General features: G+C 74.8%; 1 protein-coding gene. It reads right to left on the bottom strand.

The window, feature by feature from the left end; all coding sequences use genetic code 11:
• Positions 1-322: Ig-like domain-containing protein (locus ABWU78_RS20965; RefSeq protein WP_439159403.1), on the bottom strand; the 322-nt coding region annotated here is incomplete at both ends.

Here is a 322-nt window from a genome sequence, read left to right as displayed (position 1 = left end):
GGACTCCGACACCGACGCCAGCCGCAGCTCGTCACCGTTCGGGTCGGTGTCGTTGCGCAACGGCTCCACCGTCACCGGCTGACCCGCCGGCACCACCACGTGGTCGTTCACCGCCACCGGGGGCTGCGGGCCCGGCACCACGTCCACCAGCAGCTTGCCCTCGAAGACGCCACCCTGCCCGTCCGCCACGGTGACCGTGACCACCTTGCGGCCGGTGGAGCCGCCGCCGTCGCGGAACTCGACCGTGCCGTCCGGGCGCGAGCGCACGTCGTCCCCGGCCACGGTCGCCGCGGCCGAGGCGAGGTAGAGGTCGTCGCCGTCG

Origin of the sequence: Cellulosimicrobium sp. CpK407, assembly GCF_051844275.1 — a bacterium.
Classification (GTDB): Bacteria; Actinomycetota; Actinomycetes; order Actinomycetales; family Cellulomonadaceae; genus Cellulosimicrobium; species Cellulosimicrobium cellulans_G.
The sequence above is the reverse complement of the archived record's forward strand: the minus strand, read 5'-3'. Positions and strand labels throughout refer to the sequence as shown.